The sequence below is a fragment of the Pseudomonas agronomica genome (assembly GCF_025917275.1).
GTDB lineage: Bacteria > Pseudomonadota > Gammaproteobacteria > Pseudomonadales > Pseudomonadaceae > Aquipseudomonas > Aquipseudomonas agronomica.
This window is the reverse complement of the sequence record NZ_JAOSHO010000073.1, coordinates 1-16,496: the sequence shown is the minus strand read 5'-3', so window position 1 is coordinate 16,496 and position 16,496 is coordinate 1. Positions and strand designations below refer to the sequence as shown.

Here is a 16,496-nt window from a genome sequence, read left to right as displayed (position 1 = left end):
ATGGCGCCTGCCCATCCAATATCAATTCACCAGACAGCCTCCGACTCCCAGTCGATTATTACCAGATCAACCAACAGTGTTTATCAAAACCGAGTCTGTTTACCCCCATCCCCTCCTTCTAAAATCCATCTCGCCAACCGGCAAACACGATTGACGCAACACAGCCCCCACGAAGGCCGTTGATCCAACTTCCAACACTTGCTCCACACGCAACCCCAAAAAGGTTGCGTGACCCCACTCGACCTCAAAAAAGGTGAAATACAGATGAAAGCTCTATGGGTTCTGGTCCTCGGCAGCCTCTGCGCCACCGCGATGGCGGATGAGACCCCGACCGATGTTGCACAGCAAAAACCGGCAATCGAGGAATACACCTATTCCACCCACCTGGACATCGCCAAGGTTATCTACATGAGCGACATCCCGAATGTCTGCGAAGTGGTCCCGGCGAAGATGGAATACGACGACTCCAAGGGCCAACGCCACATCCTGCGCTACAGCGTCATGGGCAACGGTTGCTCCAACGGCTGATCAACCTAATCGAATCAGGACCAACCTTCATGAAAAGCAAACTGATCCTCACCCTGGCCCTGTCTGTACTGGCTGCCAGTACCTTCGCCGCCGACGGCTTCGATCGCACCGGTTCCGCCGCCGCAATCAAGCGCCAGGACCTGACGGATTCCGCCACGATCGCCACCGACGATCACGACCGCACACACACCGCGACCGTCGCCACCGATGACCGCGACCATGCCGATTCGGCGCGTACCGACTGATCATTACTGGCAACTTCCATGGCCCGATTTCGGTCGGGCCAGGTTGTGTCTGGAACCGCCGAAAACCCTTCACAAACACAACATGTAGTGCAAAACCGCAAAAAACGCTGGTTTTTTGATCAAAAAAAACCGCGATCCGCACCCTGCAAAAAAAATCTTCAACGGCCAAAGCCTTGTAAACCCTCGCTCCCACGCGGATATACCCCCCGCCGCCCCTTCTGTGAGCTATTTCGCCGCACCACGTAGGCAAAAAAGTCCTTATAATGCCGCCTTAAACGGGCCTGCAATATTCCCTTACAGGGGATCACGCCAGCCTGGAGCCCACGCAGGGGCCCATCGCCTCCTCGCGTTCACCGCTGCTCCAGAATGACCCGTACATTTTTCTGTTTATTGCCTGCGTCAGCTGCTGCAACAAACGATTTTTTCAAGATCCACCGCGGCCAGTAGGCCTTCATCGGGCATCTGGCCCTCACGCAGGAGACGACACGTCATGCTGAGCTGGGACGAATTCGACAAAGAAGACAGTGGCGAAGTCGCTGTAAAAGGCGCCAACGCCGGCCACGCTTCTGAAGCCAACATGGACCGCCTCGACAGCGCCGGCGGTGCCGCCGCCCTCGAAGCCCGGGCCGTGACGGCCAGCGACTCGGCCGCGATCATTCGCGCCAAGGCCGCCCTCGACAAACTCGACGTCGCCGAAGGCCTCGCCGAACTCGAAGGCGCCTCCGCCCGTGTCGCCGTCGATGAAAAGCGCATGATCAACTGCCGCGCCGACCTCAACCAGCTCGTGCCATTCAAATACGACTGGGCCTGGCAGAAGTACCTGGACGGCTGCGCGAACCACTGGATGCCGCAAGAAGTCAACATGACCGCCGACATCGCCCTCTGGAAAAACCCGGAAGGCCTGACCGACGACGAACGCCGCATCGTGATGCGCAACCTGGGCTTCTTCTCCACCGCCGACTCCCTGGTTGCCAACAACCTGGTCCTGGCCGTGTACCGCCTGATCACCAACCCGGAGTGCCGCCAGTACATCCTGCGCCAGGCCTTCGAAGAGGCGATCCACACCCACGCCTACCAGTACTGCATCGAATCGCTGGCCATGGATGAAGGCGAAATCTTCAACATGTACCACGAGATCCCATCGGTCGCGAAAAAAGCCGCCTGGGGCCTGAAATACACCCGTTCGATCTCCGATCCGAAGTTCGAAACCGGCACCCCGGAAACCGACAAAGAGCTGCTGCGCAACCTGATCGCCTACTACTGCGTCCTGGAAGGCATCTTCTTCTACTGCGGCTTTACCCAGATCCTCTCCATGGGCCGCCGCAACAAAATGACCGGTGTCGCCGAGCAGTTCCAATACATCCTGCGCGACGAATCCATGCACCTGAACTTCGGCATCGACGTGATCAACCAGATCAAGATCGAAAACCCACACCTGTGGGATGCCGAGATGAAGGAAGAAGCGACCCAGATGATCCTGCAAGGGACCCAACTGGAAATCGAATACGCCCGCGACACCATGCCTCGCGGTGTATTGGGGATGAACGCGGCGATGATGGAGGACTACCTCAAGTTCATCGCCAACCGTCGTTTGTCGCAGATTGGCTTGAAGGAAGAATATCCAGGGACGACGAATCCGTTCCCTTGGATGAGCGAGATCATGGACTTGAAGAAAGAGAAGAATTTCTTTGAGACTCGGGTGATTGAGTATCAGACGGGTGGGGCTTTGAGCTGGGATTGATTCGAAAGACAGATCCTAGGCTGCATGCGTAACTAAAACCCCGTGAAAACGGGGTTTTTGCATTTCTACAGGGGCCCAAACCGCGTTTAACTTCAGGACAGGCATACCACCTCTGCCCTACAACAAACTCAGATTTTTTCCGTATTGACCCCGTATCGCCTCGTTACCTATCTTAGTCGCAGGTGCCTAAGAAACGCCCAACGTAGTAGCTAATCGCCGAACATGGAATCGCGTACTGTCCGAGGACACGTGCAATTCTGTGTGGGGAAATAGCCAGTTGGGATTTTTCTTACATCCTCTACGTCGGGCTCGCGCCACTAACCTTCAAACGTAGAGGTAGTTATGCCCACAAAAACGCAGCTCTGCTCTCCGTATGTCTCGGAGAACCGTCATGCCTGACGCTAACACTCCGGCGGTTTTTACCCGTCATAACGTTAATTTTCATGCCCTTCTGCTTGAAAACCAAGCTTGGTTCAGCGCCTCCGATTTGGGGCGGTTGATGAGCAAGCACCTCGACGAGCGCATGACCCGCAAGCTTGACCCTGACCAGCGCCGGATGATGCTCGTGCATGTTCACGGCTTGACCGAAGAGCGTCTGATGCTGAGCGAGTCAGGCGTTTATGCGCTGCTGATTTATCACTACTGCCCTGAGTATCGATTGCTGCGAGAGTGGATCACGCATCAGGTGGTGCCAACCCTGCGGGATGAGCGCTATTCGCATAAGTTGGAACGGCCTACGTTGAGCGTGTTGGATTGGCCGAAGATGTCGCTCTGCATGCTGCACTGGCAGGATGAGCCATGGATTCGCTTGCGGGACATGCCGGCGGTGCTGGTGGATGATCCGTTTGGGCAGCACGAATCCTGGTGGCGGAAAGCTTCTCGGATTTTGCGAGGGTTTTGAGCCTTCAAGCAGAAGCCGTCAGCCGTGTTCGGGCGGCGGCTTCTTGTTTGGGATTGGAGTTGGGGCTGCTGCGCAACCCAGCGGGGCGATGCGACGTTTCGCTAAACCCTCTCGCCACGGGTTGGCGTTAGGGCGCAGGTAGGTGGCAGGCTTAATGGCTGGGTTGTTTTTGAGAGTCACGAGCAGTTCACCCTTCGTCCTACCGCGCTTCCCCTATTTATGGAAAACCGCCTTGCGCTCTTCGCTATAACCTTAGAAGCAACCACGAATTAGACTTGCCGGAATCAAGTCCGCGTTGTGATCAAGGAAGACGACATGCAAGAAATTCTCAGCATCAACTGGTTGCTTTGGCTATCGACCATGGTGCCGCTGACCCTGAGTGCAGGCCCTGGCAACTTGATGGTGGCGACGTCGGGTGCGCAAAGCGGTGTGCGTCGTTCGGTGCGGTTTATCGTTGGGCTCGACATTACTTACTTCCTGATCGCCGTGCTGGTCGGCTTGGGTCTTTATCACACGCTGACGAACAATCCGACGCTGGTATGGGCGCTGCAAGTGGTGGGCAGTTTCTACATCCTGTGGCTGGGTGTGCGCATGCTGCGTCGTCCACTGAGGGTCCCCACCGACAAGGCCATGCACCTGCAATTTCGGGACGGCATTGTTGTACAACTGGGCAACGTGCAAGGGATCGTGATGTTGCTGGTGATGTTTTCCACGTTCATGCCTTCCGGCGAGACCAGCAGCACGGTCGTGTTGATCCTCAGTGCGGCGCTGATTTCGCTGAACTTCCTCTCGCACGTCATCTGGGTGTCGATGGGGTCGACCGTGCAGAAACTGATCCAATCGCGCCCCAAATGGCTGATGTTTCAGAACGCTGCGTTCGGCCTGATGTTGATAGCGGTTGCTGTTTGGATTTTCCTGCGCATCGGCCCGCTTTAAGGAGGTTTCTATGGCCAGACCCACTGTTCATGCAATATCGCCGTGAAACAGCTCCGTCAGATACTCCACCACTCGATCAACGCGGCTCACACCCTGGGTAGCCTGGTTGCGCAGCAACCAGATTTCCGAGCTGCGCCCAGGGCGATTGGCCAACACCTGGCACAGACCGGACTGATGCCCGACATAGACGGGTAATGCGGCAATCCCCAGATCGGCTTCGACGGCCTTGAGCTGCGCATTCAGGTTTGAAACACGCATCCACAGCCTCTGGTCTCCGGTCATTTCGCTCAACCATTGGGCGAGCGGCATATACGACATTTCTTCGGTCCAGCCGATCAGGCTGTGGTGCTTGAGGTCGGCGGGTTCGGCCGGCAGGCCGTTGGCATCGGCATACGCCTGGGAGCAGAAAAGCCCCTGCATCAGGGTCCCGACCCGGCGCATGGTGAAGTTACCGTTCTCCGGTCTGCGCAAGCGGATAATGATGTCGCTGTGGCTCTGTGTGAGTTTCGACGACACCGCCGAGTTAATGAAGTCGAAGCTGATCTCGGGGTGCTGATCGTGAAATACCGCGAGTTGCGGAATGATCAAGTGCGTGCCCATGAGTTCCGGACAATCGATGCGCACCTGTCCCGCCATGCGATCACCCGGTTGTGACATCTGCCGCTCGATCAGTTTGAAACGCTCCTCCGTTTCCAGTGCCAACGGCAGTAACGCCCTTCCCGCTTCAGTCAGGAAGTAACCGTTAGTCTTCTTCGAAAACAATACCGTACCGAGCGATTCCTCAAGCGCCGCGATCTTGCGCGACACCGTCGAGGCCGAAACCTTGAGCGAGATTCCGGCCTCGGTCACGTTGTTCGATTTAGCGACGAAGATAAAAACCTTCAAATCATCCCAATCCATGTCGATGACATACCCAAAAATGGAAAATCGATCCCCACCTATTTCTATTCGAAATATCCAGAGGCCACGTTACAGTTTTTGCATGGAGCGAAACCCTAGAGGAAACATGGATGATACGTAACTCAATGCGCGCCCTTCCAGGGTTCATGCAGCCGTTTCTGAGTTGGCTGACAGCCAAGCCTCTGCCCGAAGATCTCGATAAAGTCCGCCCCCTGAAGCCGTTCCACCATATCGTTGTGTCGGCGGGATTAATAGCCGGCGGCGCGCTGTTGGCCGGTATCGGTTACTCGCAGGCCAACATTGCGTTGTGGCTGCTGGGTTTTGTCCTGGCAACCGGTGGCATCAAGCAGATGCAAGTGATGATCTGCCACAACTGTGCCCATGACATGGTCTTCGAATCGCGCGAGACCAATATGACCGTCGGCCGGATCATTTCCGGCGTCCTGATGCTCAAGCCCTTCGATACCTACAAGAGCGAACACGCTCTGCATCACAGTTCGAAAACGCTGCTGACCGACGATGATGACACCCTCTCCTACCTGCAAAGCGTGGTGGGGTTAAAACCGTCCGACAGCATCGCCACCCTGTGGACCAAACTGGTCTCGACCGCGCTGTCGCCACTGGCCATGCTGCGTTCTTTCTGGGGCCGATTGAAGGGCACCGCCACGGCTGAAAACCGCCGTGTCGCAGGATTGACGCTGGTCTTCTGGGCGGGCCTTGCACTGCTGTCGGCAGCCTTGGGTCATTTCGATCTGTTCATCGTGGCGTGGGTGATTCCGATCTTCGCCGGCTACCACATCAGCACCACATTTCGCCTGGCGGCCGAGCACACCTGGCCCAGCGTGGACGTACTGGAACGGCGCGGCATCGACTTCATTTGCGAGAGCACCACCGGCGTATTTATCGGCGAAGAGCTGCGCATCCCCGAAGGTGCGGGAACTGTTCGACGCTTCGCCCATATCAGCGTGTGGCTGATCAAGATGCTGGCGTTCCACTTGTTTGTCCGGGTGTTTGTGATGGTCGGCGATACACCGTGCCACGACTTTCATCATCGGCGACCGCGGTCCAAAGACTGGCCGAACTACATTACTGCCCGCGAACGCGACAGGATCGAAGGTTCCAAACCCTTTCCCACGAACTATGCCGACAACTGGGGCTACATCAACTCAGTGACCACCAACTTTCGCAACTTTCAACGGGCACTCCCGTACTACGCAACCAGGACAGCAACTTAAAAGGGACTTTAACGATGACGTTCAGTAAAACCGCTCTGCTTACCACCGTGCCTTCGGACTCCCATAGCTGGAATCTGGTGTTCATGGAGTTCCTGCTCACTGACATTGGCTACAACGTCGAGAACCTGGGACCGAACACGCCTATGGATGAGGTGATTGCACGGCTCAACCGCCACGCCAGCGCCATGGTTGTCGTCAGCACAGTCAACGGACATGGCTACATCGAAGGCGCTGAACTCGCGCAGCGTATTCGTCGCGAAACCAAACACACCGATGGGGTGTATATCGGCGGCAAGATCTGCACCGAAAACGATCCCCAGACCATCGCCCGACATAGCGCCACACTGCGCGCCGCAGGTTTCGATGAGGTGTTCGACGACAGCGTGGCCAACAGCTTCGATGCCTTTCAGGAACTGGTATCTGCCCAGTTGTATCCCGAGCATTACCTGGAGAAACGGGTCGCTCGCTGACCCGTTGTTCCCCTACCGATTCGCAGATAAAGGCAGATCAGGATGATCGATTTCAACACTCATGTTCTTGAACGCTTCAACGCGCGTGGCCCGGTGCTCCAGCCGCGAATGGGCTTCAGTGACCCGGCCCGGATGCAAGCCGGCCTGGAAGCCACGGCAGCGAGCCGGGCGAACACGGTGTGCACCATCACGCTCGATGCGTTCACCCGGGTAAACAATCTTGAAGCCGCGCAACGGGCCATCGACAGCGAATCGATGCTCAACGGCTATCCGATCGTCAACCATCCACCGGCGCAGACCCGCGCCATGATTGATGAGATCGATGCGCGCTACCGCCTGCCGGTGCAGGTTCGTCATGGTTCACCCAACCCGTTGCACATTTTCGAGCGCATGGTCGAAGTCGGTCTGCCCACCACCGAGGGCGGGCCGATTTCCTATTGCCTGCCGTACAGTCGCACGCCGTTGCGCGAGGCGTTCGGTCACTGGGAGAAAGCCTGTCAGGTACTGTCCAGCGGCGTCGACAACAGTCACATCGAAAGCTTCGCCGGTTGCATGATGGGACAGATGTGCGACCCGGTGGTCCTGGTGGCGCTCAATATCCTTGAAGGGTTGTTCTTGCGCGCCCATGGCATCGAGACGCTGTCGTTCTCCTACGCCCAAGGCACCTCGCCGGTGCAGGATCGTGCGGCGGTGACGGCCCTCCAACAACTGGCGGCCGAGTATTTCGCGCCGGGCAGCTATCACTTTGTCGGTTATGTGTTCATGGGGTTCTTCCCGCGTTCGCTTGGCGGTTTTTGCCGAATCACTGGCGATGCGCTGGCCATGATCCGCGCCACGGGCGTGCAGCGCGTAATCATCAAGACTCCGGTGGAATCAAGGCGCATTCCTCGGGTAGAGGAAAATATCGCGGCGCTGGAATACTGCGACTACTGCCTGAACACCGACGGCGTTTTACCGCAGATTCCGTTCGATTCCCAGGAGCACCAGCGCGTCCTGCGCAGCGCGAAACGCCTGATCGAAGGCGCGCTGGCCCACGACAGCAACTTGTCCGAAGCCCTGCTCGGTGCTTTCGACAGTGGTTTTCTGTCGATCCCCTACTGCCTGCACCCCGACAACAAACGCGGCGCAGGCACCGTGCTGACGCCAGAAAACTATTACCACGGGTTCCAGGGCGAGCGGGTGGAAAATGCCTTCTCATTTCTGGCGGCGCTGAGGCAGAACATCCGCACCTATGACTGCGTGCTTTGACGCTGAATGACTGGAGAAAGCCTGACGCCTGCGTGTTGGTGTGTTGAAACTTCGGGTGCATCCCGCCCTGCCCTTCGGTATTAATACACTTCCTCTCACGGACCCGAGCCCCGATGAAATTCGACACCGCCTATTGCCTCAGCCTCGATGCCAAGCTTTCGATCTATGACGTTCGGGACCTGAATTTCGACGAGACCATGGCCTTCGATTCGGCCAAGGAGCGCTTTCAGTGCCCCAACGATGCCTGTCGGGCGGCGTTTGATGAGGGGAATCGGCTGACGACGTTCAATGCCAAGAACATCAATTACATCCGCACGCCGCATTTCAAAAATCAGCCGACGACCCAGCATATCGAGGGCTGCCCTTATGTCAGTCCGAAAACGCCAGGGCTTGATGCGCAAAGCGTTGAGGCAGATGACGACCGCGAGGAGCATTTTCCGTCGGAACTGTTACTGACTCGGCGTCAGTACGTGCGCAAGCCGTCCGATCCGTCGAAGGACGTTGAGGCAGCGACTCGGCCTACGTCGCCCACCCTATCGTCCCACGGTGATAACGCTCATTCCGCCCAGGACTCGACACCTGACAAGACCAGCGTCTTCGCCCACCCAGTGGAATGTTTCGTCTCGAACTTCGCGGACAAGGATCTGCTCAAGCGCAAGCCGCTGAAGATCGGCGAGCACACGGCGCCCTATGCATCGTTCTTCAAGAAGATCGAGTACTTGCAGGACAACAAGGGCTTGATTTACTGGGGCAAGATCAAGGAGATAAAGGATTACACCCTGAGCTTTCGCATCGACTTCGAAGCAAAGGTCTGGTCCAAGCACCCGGACGAGGCGAAGAAAAAACCTTACTCGGTCACCGTTTACCTGAGCAAGAAGCTGATCGACAACTACCGCAAGCGCAAGGCATTCCTGGCAGAGATCAAGCATGCCATCGACAGTGATGCGCCGTTGTATTGCTTCTTCTATGGCGTCACGCCGGAGTTGAAGCAGGTGCCGAGCAAGAAGAACCCCGAAGAAACGTTCGGGGTGTTCAGTGCCAATATCGAGAACCTGGATCACTTCATTATTCGGGAGGCGCCGGGGTTGGCTGAGGGCTAGTCACTCGTCCCAGGCAATTGAAGTTTGACCGCACCGGGGTGTTGTTTTACGACTGCGTACGGCAGCACCGACCAGCCCGGATCATCACAATCGCGCTGCGCCCGGATGAAGAACGGCCCCAGGTACAAACCCTTTTCGGTGAAGTACCAGTTGGAATATCCCCAGACGCCTTCATCGGTGTAGTCGCAGCTGTCTTCATCCGCTGGTTTCAGCATCTCGTCGGGGTACAGCGTGGTGAATTGCTTGATCAGCCATGGCGCGAATACCTCGCGTTGGTACGTGTATCGCGCATGGCTCTCTTCATCGGTCAACGGAGCATCACCCGCATCATTGTGGCCGGCGTACAGCGGTGGCTTGCCGGAGCCAACCCAGAGCACATCTTCCAGCGACAAACTGTGGCCGGTGTGAGCATCGAGATTGAGGGGCGAATTGCCAAAATCCGGATGCACGCCGCCGCAGTAGTAACTTGTGGAAATGTTCAGACTGATCACATCGGGTGAAAAGAATTTGGGCGCGACACCTTGTTCGAACTCGGCATTATCCGCGCCCTGCAACAGACAGCCGTAGTAGCTGATGACTTCGGTCCAGAGCCGACCCAATAATTGCCGATTGACCCGCTCCAGTTCTTCTTTTGAGTAGCCGGACTCGACGCTGAACAGGAAAATTCCGGATTGAGGCTCCGTCCACCATTGCAAGTCATGGCCCATGAAAGACTCTTTCTTGCCCGGCTTGAGTTTCAAACCCAGCAGACGGAGATACTCATAAGGGTCACTTTTTCGCAACTCGGCGATAACGGGCGCAAGATCAGCCCCGGGTGCGGGGAGCGTGGCTTCGGTCAACTGCACGGGCAGAACCTTGCCCTTGAGATTTTTCCATTCACCCTGCCAGCCGTTGGCCGTTTTATGCAGCGTCAGGGTTGGCAGCGATTGGCCGTCGTCGTAACGGGTACCGCCCTCGACCAGCGTCAGGGTCTCTTCTTGCAACGAGCCGCTCAGTCCCAAGTCACGATGGTATTTCTCATAGAAATAACGACCAATGACCTCGTCCTCTTGAGCAGTGTTGAGTCCCAGCACAATGGGCATCTTGCCCAGGGTGCCGGTAAAGACGCCACTGCCACCTTCGGCACTGGCGGTCGAACAAAGGGCAAGTAATAGCGTGGCGCTGGATGCCAGCAGCAACAATCCCTTGAACATGAAATATTCCTGGAAAAAGCGAGCCTTGGCTCACGAAATGAAGGGTTCGAAGTATGCCGAATCAGCCTCCGAGAATCGACATGTCGCTCTTCCCTCATGGTTCCGAGCAACGTTGCGCGGGGAATTAATCCACTGACATACCCAGCATCACGATTACCAGTAACCCAAGATAGGCCCAAGCATGAAGTCGATCCGGTATCTGCCCGATCCACGGCGTCGCTAGCCGAATCCCCACCAACGATCCAATTGTCAAAACCGCGAACGCCTGCAGATCCACATACCCAACAAACCACGCCCCCAAATCAAACTCGGTAAACCCGGCCACGACCATGTAAGTCAACGTCCCGGCCACCGCAACCGGCAAACTCAACGGGTTGGCCATGGACGTCGCGCGGGACATGTTCAGCCCGCAACGGCGCAGCAAGGGCACCGTCATGACGCTGCCACCCACGCCCAGAAAAGTGGCAATGACACCGATGCTGATCCCGCCTGCCGAGACCTCTGTACTGCTCAATCGCCGTGGGATTACAGCGTCAGATCGTGTCAGAAAACCGCGTCTGAACAAGCAGTCCAGAATGGTCACGCTCAGGTAAACGATAAAGGCATAGCGAATGACTTCGCTGTTCGACCACATCGCGATAACGGCTCCGATGATAGCGCCCAGGCCAATGAAGCCGCCCAACGGCCATACATAATGACGAATAAGATTACCGGCGCGGTGATGCTTCACGGTGGCGATCAGCGCGTTGACGATCATCACGCAGGTCGAGGTGGCCACGGCAATGTGCATCGCCGATTGGCCGATTGGGTCGTCGGTACCGTGGCTGGCGGTGAGCATGCGGTACATCAGTGGGACCACGACAAAACCACCACCGAAGCCGAACAACACGGCCGTCACACCACTCAGGCAGCCAAAACAGGCAAGCAATACATAGAACATCGCGGCGAATCCGTGAAATGGGGAGATGCCTACGATAAGAACGCCAAGCTTGGCTCGCCGTAGCAAATAAGCCAACAATGTTCGCGTTTACGCCAATTGCGAGTAGCCCATCGATGCGCAACAGCTCTATCGATCTATTGGATGCGACACCCAGGGCCGTCGTTGCCATCGGCACCGACTACGCCCACGGCCAAATGTTGCCGTTGCATCGCCATCGCCGCGCGCAGTTACTCTACGGCGCCACCGGGGTGATGCAGGTCAGCACGGCGGATGGCAACTGGGTGGTGCCACCGCAACGGGCAGTGTGGATTCCGCCGGGGGTCGATCATGAAGTACTGATGCTGGGCGTGAGTACGCGCAGTCTCTACATCGAACCGGCCACGGTAACGGCCATGGATTCACGCTGCCAAGTCATCAGCGTGTCGCCCTTGATGCGTCAGTTGTTGATGGAAGCCGTCGAGCTTGCGCCGGAATACGACGAGGCGGGACGGGACGGTGCACTGATAGGTCTGCTATTGCATGAACTGCTGCGCAGCGCCCATCTGCCGCTGCACCTTCCCATGCCACGGGATCCACAGCTGCTCGAACTATGCCAGGCGTTCCTGACACACCCTGACGCCCATGCCTCGCCTGTGAAATGGGCGGCGCAGTTGCACATCAGCTTACGCACGTTCAATCGGCTGTTCAGTCGGCACACTGGCCTGAGTTTCAGTCAATGGCGTCAACAGGCGTGCGTGATGGCGGCGCTGCCTCGCTTGGCTGGCGGAGACTCGGTGACGCGCATCGCCCTGGACTTGGGCTATGACAGCCCAGCGGCATTTTCCACCATGTTTCGCCGCACGCTCGGCCATGCTCCAAGTACCTGGTTGGAGATGACCGCTGGTCGTTGATCAAAAAAATGAGATTGAAGCGGCCTCAAAACAACTGTACAAAAACACAGTGCTTTTAAATCCGCCGCTTTGGAGCTGCTCATGGCCTCTCTCGCAATCAAAACCACCCTGGAACGCATCGCTGTCTATCAATTCACCCCCGCCCACAGTGCGCAGGCCCGCGCCATGTTGGGCTGGAATGTCGAGGAGCTGTCCCGGCAGTCCGGCGTCTCGGTCAAGGCTATCCGGCGCTTCGAGGCCGGTGGCGAGTTGCTTGACGTGACCCGCCTGGCGCTGGCCTTTCGCCTGGAAGCCGAGGGCCTGGTGTTCTTCCCCGGCTTCGCACCGGGGCGCGGCATGAACATCAAGGGCGCGACGCCCGACCCGATGGGGCGGCCCGATTACGCGATGATCGAGTAAAACCTACCGCGCAGGTTCTAGGCGATCCCAGCTTGGTCTTGATACGTCGAGGATTCCACATCCAGCCACCAGGCGCGGCCACATTGTGGTTGCGTCAGTGTGAAAGCTTCGCCCATTTGGGGCGTGGTGATGCAGACGTTGCGCTCCCAGGCCAGCGCCAGGATGCGATCGAAGGGTTCATACCAGGCATGCATCGCCAGGTCGAACGTGCCGTTGTGGATGGGCAGCAACCAGCGCCCCTTCACGTCGATATGGGCCTGCAAGGTTTGCTCCGGCTGCATGTGGACATGAGGCCAGTCGACGTTATAGGCGCCGGTTTCCATCAGCGTCAGATCGAACGGGCCGTATCGTTCGCCGATGCGCTTGAAACCGTCGAAATAACCCGTGTCGCCGCTGAAAAAAATCCGCGTGTCGCCGTCGATCATGACCCACGAAGCCCACAGGGTGCTGTTGCTGTCGAACAGGCCACGTCCGGAAAAATGCTGGGAGGGCGTGGCAATGAACTCGATGCCGTCAACCTCGGTGCCTTGCCACCAGTCCAACTGGCGCACCTTGCTGGCATCGATGCCCCATTTGATCAGGGTGTCGCCTACGCCCAAGGGTGCCAGGAAGTGACGGGTCTTGGTCGCCAGCTTAAGGATGGCGTGGTGGTCGAGGTGGTCGTAATGATCATGGGAAAGGATCACCGCTTCGATGGGCGGCAATTCTTCCAGGCTGATGGGTGGTTGGTGAAAACGCTTGGGGCCGGCCCATTGCACAGGTGAGGCGCGCTCGGAGAACACGGGGTCTGTGAGCCAGAATTTATCCCGCAGCTTGAGCAGCACGGTGGAATGGCCCAGGCGAAAGACACTGTGGTTCGGCGCGGCCAGCAGCGCGGCACGTGTCAACGGTCGAACGTCGATGGCACCCGCAGGACGGGTGGAGTGCGGCTTGTGGAAGATCATGTTCCAGATGATGCGCAGGGTGGTGCCAAAGCCTTCACGCGGTGTGAAGGCATGATTGCGATACTTGCCCTGCTCATGTCGCGACGCAGGGTTATCGGGGGAAGAAATGGTCATGATGCGATAACTCCAAGGGCGTCGGCGCCATTGCGCTTCGCCGTTGTGGACGCTGGATGGCCGCTACGTGCATGCTCAGCCGCTTGGTTCAAAAAACTACACCACTCGGTGTAGTTTCTACATTGCATCAATCCTCCAGCCAAGTAAACTGCCGAGTGTAAATTCTCTCTTTCAACCGACGAATGCCCATGACCGCACCGCAACGCCTCACCGAGCGAAAACGCGAAGCCATCCTCCAAGCCGCGATTGCTGAATTCCGTAGCAGCGGTTTCGAGGTCACCAGCATGGACAGGATCGCGGCGACTGCTGGCGTATCCAAGCGCACGGTGTACAACCATTTCCCGAGCAAGGAAGAACTGTTTGCCGAAATTCTGAATCGGTTATGGAACAGCATCACTGCGGAACTGGACATGCCCTACCGCTCTCAGGCGCCTCTACGGGAGCAATTGCAAACGCTGCTGCAAGCCAAATTGCACCTGCTGGCGGACGAGAACTTCCTCGACCTGGCACGCATCGCCATCGCGGCGACGATTCACTCCCCGGAGCGAGCCCAGGACATGGTGTCGCGCATGGGGCAACGTGAAGAAGGCCTGACGACCTGGATTCGCCAGGCCCAGGTCGATGGTCGGTTGAAACCCGTTGAGCCGGCCTTTGCCGCCCAACAGATGCATGGGCTGCTCAAAACGTTCGCGTTCTGGCCGCAGGTTTCAATGGGCCAACCGAGCCTGACCCAAGAGGAGCAGACTCGGGTGATCGAGTCGACGCTCGACATGTTCCTGAGTCGCTACCAGGCCTGATCGACCGGTGGATTCCCGTGCAGGGCTTACTGCACGGATGAATCACTTATGAATTTCTGGTGCATTTCGGTGGTCAAGCTGTCGATACGCTCAGTCAATGCCTTGGTCATTTCCGTCAGGCGAGTGTTCTGCTCGAGCAATTCGAGCAACTGCGCCGTGTTCTGGGCGGCCTGAGCCTGGCGCTCGCTGTTGGCAACAGCCAAGGCTTCGCGATGCTGGGCATCGGCTTCAGCCTGGGCTTTGTCCCGGGCGGCCTGACGGGTTTGAGCCAGCAAAATCAGCGGCGCGGCATAGGCCGACTGCAGGCTGAACGCCAGGTTCAGCAAGATGAACGGGTAGGCGTCGAAATGAAACACGCCTAGCAGGTTCAGGCTTACCCATATCAGGACGATCAAGGTTTGCGCGCCTAGGAACATCGGCGTCCCGAAAAAACGCGCGAATGCCTCCGCCCTCAGCGCGAAGCGATCATTGCCAAAGGTCGGCGCCAGATGGGCGTGAGGGCGATGAAAGCGCAAGTGGTCAACGGCTGCGGAGGGTGTGGGCTGGGAAGACTTCGTCATCGTGATGCTCTCTGACAAGTGCGGGTGCTCAAGGCACTATAACCGTTGGGAGAGCGTCATCCATTGAGTCATGCACCCTTGCTCCGTTAAAAATCAGCACCAGCGCAGATTGCGCCCCAACTCGTCGAACAAGGTCACCACAGAGCGCAAGGCCCGGCAGTCCGGACGGGTCAGCAGCCACAGCGCCGTGTCGTAACCCTTCAGCGGTTCGCTCAAAGGCATCACGCCCTTGCTTGCATCGATCAAGAAGTCCGGCAACGCCGCAACCCCCAGGCCTGCCCGCACCAGCTCGGTGACCGAGAGCATGCTATTACAACGATAGGCGGGCACCACGCCGGGTAGGTGCTGGCGACGCCAGGCCACGGTGGGGTGATCGGGCAGGAAATCGTCAGGCGCGATCCAGGTCATGGACGCCAGTTCCCGCGCATTGACCGAGCGCAGATATTCAGCCCCGGCACATACGCGGTAAGCCACACTGCCCAGGTTGCGCCCCACCAGGTGCTCCGGCGGCGTCCGGGTCAATCGCAACGCAACGTCGGCGTCGCGACGGCTCAGGTTGGCAAAGTCGTTCGATGTGCTCAGTTCAAGGCTCAACGCCGGATAAGCCGGCATGAAACGAGCGAGCGCCGGCAACAACAACGCTTGCAGGACTGAGTCACTGCAGGTCAGGCGCACCGTCCCGCTGATCACCTCGCCGCCCTGCTCCACGCCCACCCGCGCCGCCTCCAAGGCTTGCTCTGCCCGCTCGGCTTGTTCGGCCAACGCCTGGGCCAGGCTCGTGGGCAAGTAACCCGAACGGCTTTTATCGAACAAGGGTTGGCCGAGGGCGGCCTCCAGACGACGCACCGAGCGAAAGACGGTGGAGACATCCACCGCCAGCAGCCGAGCCGCACGTGCCAGAGAGCCGCCACGGACCAGCGCAAGGATCAGGGACAGGTCGGGATAGTCCAGACGATAGTGCGTGGCTGCATTGATCACTTGGGTAAACGCCAATATTGATTGCGTGAACGCCAATCTATAGTGGCAACCAGAAATCAACAAGCGGCGAGCCACCCATGGAAAAACAGCATCCCCTCAACATCGCCCTGGTCGGCGATCATGACCCGCAAATCACCGCTCACCGAGCGATCCCCCTCGCACTTGAACTAGCTGGCAGGCAAACGGGCCACGACATTCGTTTCCAGTGGCTGGCCACCAACGGGCTTGTCGACGATACGTTGTTGAATGACTTCGATGGTGTCTGGTGCGTCCCCGGCGGCCCCTACCAAAATGAAGAAGGCGCCTTGCGAGCCATTCGTTTTGCCCGCGAACAGCGTCGCCCTTTCCTCGGCACCTGCGGCGGCTTTCAGCATGCC

The 16,496-nt window shown here is 57.9% G+C and carries 19 protein-coding genes; 13 read left to right on the top strand and 6 right to left on the bottom strand.

All coding sequences use genetic code 11. The features are described 5' to 3' along the window. Window positions 1-264: 264 nt before the first annotated feature. The 5 genes from OC610_RS08510 to OC610_RS08490 all read left to right on the top strand — a co-directional run bounded on the left by OC610_RS08510 (window position 265) and on the right by OC610_RS08490 (window position 4,351). Window positions 265-528, top strand: coding sequence for a DUF2790 domain-containing protein (locus OC610_RS08510; RefSeq protein WP_264427413.1), 264 nt, complete (start codon window positions 265-267; stop codon window positions 526-528). Between the two features lie 29 nt (window positions 529-557). Next, window positions 558-773, top strand: coding sequence for a hypothetical protein (locus tag OC610_RS08505; protein ID WP_264427412.1), 216 nt, complete (start codon window positions 558-560; stop codon window positions 771-773). Window positions 774-1,263: 490 nt separating this feature from the next. Next, window positions 1,264-2,514 carry a ribonucleotide-diphosphate reductase subunit beta gene (locus tag OC610_RS08500; RefSeq protein ID WP_053124419.1) on the top strand — a complete coding sequence of 417 codons (1,251 nt, stop codon included), beginning with the start codon at window positions 1,264-1,266 and terminating at the stop codon, window positions 2,512-2,514. Between the two features lie 391 nt (window positions 2,515-2,905). Beyond that, a complete protein-coding gene (locus tag OC610_RS08495) occupies window positions 2,906-3,415 on the top strand; it encodes a BRO-N domain-containing protein (RefSeq protein ID WP_264427411.1) in 510 nt (169 codons plus the stop codon). Between the two features lie 315 nt (window positions 3,416-3,730). Beyond that, the gene (locus OC610_RS08490) at window positions 3,731-4,351 is read left to right on the top strand and encodes a LysE family translocator (protein ID WP_264427410.1); all 621 of its coding nucleotides are present in this window, start codon (window positions 3,731-3,733) and stop codon (window positions 4,349-4,351) included. A 27-nt stretch (window positions 4,352-4,378) separates the two neighbouring features. Here the strand turns inward: OC610_RS08490 and OC610_RS08485 are convergent, their stop codons facing one another. Further along, a complete protein-coding gene (locus OC610_RS08485; protein ID WP_264427409.1) occupies window positions 4,379-5,251 on the bottom strand; it encodes a LysR family transcriptional regulator in 873 nt (290 codons plus the stop codon). A 110-nt stretch (window positions 5,252-5,361) separates the two neighbouring features. On the opposite strand from OC610_RS08485, the gene OC610_RS08480 reads away from it, so the two are divergent. The 4 genes from OC610_RS08480 (at window position 5,362) to OC610_RS08465 (ending at window position 9,304) form a co-directional block, all read left to right on the top strand. After that, window positions 5,362-6,486, top strand: coding sequence for a fatty acid desaturase (locus OC610_RS08480; protein WP_264427408.1), 1,125 nt, complete (start codon window positions 5,362-5,364; stop codon window positions 6,484-6,486). A gap of 14 nt (window positions 6,487-6,500) precedes the next feature. Continuing rightward, window positions 6,501-6,956, top strand: coding sequence for a cobalamin B12-binding domain-containing protein (locus OC610_RS08475; RefSeq protein WP_264427407.1), 456 nt, complete (start codon window positions 6,501-6,503; stop codon window positions 6,954-6,956). A gap of 42 nt (window positions 6,957-6,998) precedes the next feature. Beyond that, window positions 6,999-8,204, top strand: a complete 1,206-nt coding sequence (locus OC610_RS08470; protein ID WP_264427406.1) for a methylaspartate mutase — start codon at window positions 6,999-7,001, stop codon at window positions 8,202-8,204. Window positions 8,205-8,317: 113 nt separating this feature from the next. Further along, entirely contained in the window at window positions 8,318-9,304 is a 987-nt protein-coding gene (locus OC610_RS08465; protein ID WP_264427405.1) for a hypothetical protein, read from the top strand. Here the strand turns inward: OC610_RS08465 and OC610_RS08460 are convergent. Together OC610_RS08460 and OC610_RS08455 are read right to left on the bottom strand one after the other, a co-directional pair. Continuing rightward, window positions 9,301-10,497, bottom strand: coding sequence for a hypothetical protein (locus OC610_RS08460; RefSeq protein WP_264427404.1), 1,197 nt, complete (start codon window positions 10,495-10,497; stop codon window positions 9,301-9,303). The two genes, OC610_RS08465 and OC610_RS08460, sit on opposite strands and share 4 nt — an antisense overlap. 124 nt (window positions 10,498-10,621) lie before the next feature. Further along, the gene (locus tag OC610_RS08455) at window positions 10,622-11,437 is read right to left on the bottom strand and encodes a sulfite exporter TauE/SafE family protein (RefSeq protein WP_264427403.1); all 816 of its coding nucleotides are present in this window, start codon (window positions 11,435-11,437) and stop codon (window positions 10,622-10,624) included. Between the two features lie 113 nt (window positions 11,438-11,550). On the opposite strand from OC610_RS08455, the gene OC610_RS08450 reads away from it, so the two are divergent. After that, entirely contained in the window at window positions 11,551-12,327 is a 777-nt protein-coding gene (locus tag OC610_RS08450; protein WP_198797923.1) for an AraC family transcriptional regulator, read from the top strand. An 81-nt stretch (window positions 12,328-12,408) separates the two neighbouring features. Continuing rightward, window positions 12,409-12,726: a helix-turn-helix domain-containing protein gene (locus OC610_RS08445; protein WP_264427402.1), complete on the top strand. Its 318-nt coding sequence runs from the start codon at window positions 12,409-12,411 to the stop codon at window positions 12,724-12,726. Window positions 12,727-12,743: 17 nt separating this feature from the next. Here the strand turns inward: OC610_RS08445 and OC610_RS08440 are convergent, their stop codons facing one another. Continuing rightward, window positions 12,744-13,784: an MBL fold metallo-hydrolase gene (locus tag OC610_RS08440; RefSeq protein ID WP_264427401.1), complete on the bottom strand. Its 1,041-nt coding sequence runs from the start codon at window positions 13,782-13,784 to the stop codon at window positions 12,744-12,746. A 188-nt stretch (window positions 13,785-13,972) separates the two neighbouring features. Between OC610_RS08440 and OC610_RS08435 the strand changes: the two genes are divergently transcribed. Continuing rightward, complete coding sequence (locus OC610_RS08435) at window positions 13,973-14,581, top strand: TetR/AcrR family transcriptional regulator (RefSeq protein ID WP_264427400.1); 609 nt, start codon at window positions 13,973-13,975, stop codon at window positions 14,579-14,581. Window positions 14,582-14,607: 26 nt separating this feature from the next. Here the strand turns inward: OC610_RS08435 and OC610_RS08430 are convergent, their stop codons facing one another. Then, complete coding sequence (locus tag OC610_RS08430; RefSeq protein ID WP_264427399.1) at window positions 14,608-15,141, bottom strand: DUF1003 domain-containing protein; 534 nt, start codon at window positions 15,139-15,141, stop codon at window positions 14,608-14,610. A gap of 93 nt (window positions 15,142-15,234) precedes the next feature. Next, window positions 15,235-16,182 (bottom strand): LysR family transcriptional regulator, encoded by a 948-nt coding sequence (locus OC610_RS08425; RefSeq protein ID WP_264427398.1) that lies wholly within the window; start codon window positions 16,180-16,182, stop codon window positions 15,235-15,237. A 14-nt stretch (window positions 16,183-16,196) separates the two neighbouring features. On the opposite strand from OC610_RS08425, the gene OC610_RS08420 reads away from it, so the two are divergent. Next, on the top strand, window positions 16,197-16,496 hold a 300-nt coding region (locus OC610_RS08420; protein WP_408636559.1), incomplete at its 3' end, for a glutamine amidotransferase-related protein.